Here is a 1,606-nt window from a genome sequence, read left to right as displayed (position 1 = left end):
GCGTTGACCCGGGAAGAACTCGAAGCCCGTCTCTATGAGGCCGAAGAGACGCTCCGGGCCATACGCGAGGGCGAGATCGATGCCGTGGTCATTAAGGGCGGTACCACCGAACAGGTCTTCACCCTCGAAGGCGACGGCCATTCCTATCGCACCTTCATGGAGGCGATGGACATCGGCGCCGCGGCCTTCGACGCCGAGGGCCAGTTGCTCTATGCCAACCAGGCGTTGTGCAAGTTGCTGGACCGGACGGCGGGCGAATTGTCGGGGCCGGCACTGATGGACATCCTCGATGCCGTCAATCAGACCACGTTCCGCCGCCTCCTGACGCAGGCGTTGAAGGAGCGTCAATCCGCCGAAATCCACGTTCGCATGGGCGACAGCGAGCGCATCTTCCTGCTCACCGGATCCCCGATCGACTTCGGCATCGTGGACGGCGTCGCGATTACCTTCACCGACATCAGCGAGCGCGAGCAGATCGCCGCAGCCAAGGAATCCGAGCGGTTGGCTCGGTCGGTACTCGCCTCGGCCAACGAGGCCGTCATCGTCTGCGACCGTTCCGGCAGGGTCACTCACATCAATGCGGCCGCCGAGCGGATTTGCGCGGACGCACCGATCGGAAAGCCGTTCGAGGAAGCGATCGAGCTGACTTTCGCCGATGCGTCCGAGCTGATGTCGGGCGCCGATATCGTCGCGATGGCCGCCGGCGGCACGCCCGTGCAAGGGCTGGAAGCGGCGGTGAAGACATCGGCGGCCGACGTCACCGACGTCATGATCAGCGCAGCGCCGCTTGTCGTATCCGGCGAACGGACGCAGGGCTGCGTGGTCACGCTGGTCAACCTGTCGCAGCGCAAGGCCGCCGAGCGCCGGCAGGCCCTTCTGATGGGCGAGCTCGACCATCGCGTCAAGAACACGCTGGCGATGGTGTTGGCGATCTCCGCGCGCACCGCATCGCACGAGCGTACGATCGAGGACTTCCAGAAATCCTTCTCCGGCCGCATTCAGGCGCTCGCGGCCACCCACACGCTGCTGTCCAATGCGTCATGGGAGAACTTGCAGATCAAGGACGTGCTTCGTGTCGAGCTTGCGCCATACGCAACACTCTCCAGCGGGCGCATCACCATGGAAGGCCTCGATATCTCGGTGGACTCCAAGACCGCGGTCTCCCTCGGGCTCGTGTTCCACGAACTGACGACCAATGCGGTGAAGTACGGCGCGCTTTCGATCCGGTCCGGCAAGCTGTCGGTTCGCCGGATCGGCCTGCTCGAGGACGGCGCTTTGCAGATCGAATGGGCAGAGAGCGACGGGCCGCTGGTCACGCCGCCGACGACATCAGGCTTCGGGCAGACACTGATCTCGCGCAGCCTGGGTAGCGGTCCGAACGGCGGCACGAAGCTGGAATTTCGCCCGAGCGGCGTGGTCTGCCAGATCGTGATCCCGCAATACGGCCACTTCCTGTCCTGAATATTGCCTCGGGCGACGGCGCCGCTCACGCGGCAGGACACCTTCTCCCCGCGAGGGCCGGGGCAATCGCATATGCTTTCACGGGACTGTCCGCGGGCTTGCTCCGCCTCTCCCGCTTGCGGGAGAGGCCGACGCGCTCGCAGAG

1 protein-coding gene is annotated in these 1,606 nt (G+C 65.1%); it reads left to right on the top strand.

What is annotated here, in order from left to right; all coding sequences use genetic code 11:
* Positions 1-1,461: HWE histidine kinase domain-containing protein (locus tag JHD07_RS39435; protein WP_291632036.1), on the top strand; the 1,461-nt coding region annotated here is incomplete at its 5' end.
* Between the last annotated feature and the right edge of the window lie 145 nt (positions 1,462-1,606).

It is taken from the genome of Bradyrhizobium sp. (assembly GCF_016462955.1).
Taxonomy (GTDB): domain Bacteria; phylum Pseudomonadota; class Alphaproteobacteria; order Rhizobiales; family Xanthobacteraceae; genus Bradyrhizobium.
This window is presented reverse-complemented; position numbering and strand designations above follow the sequence as displayed.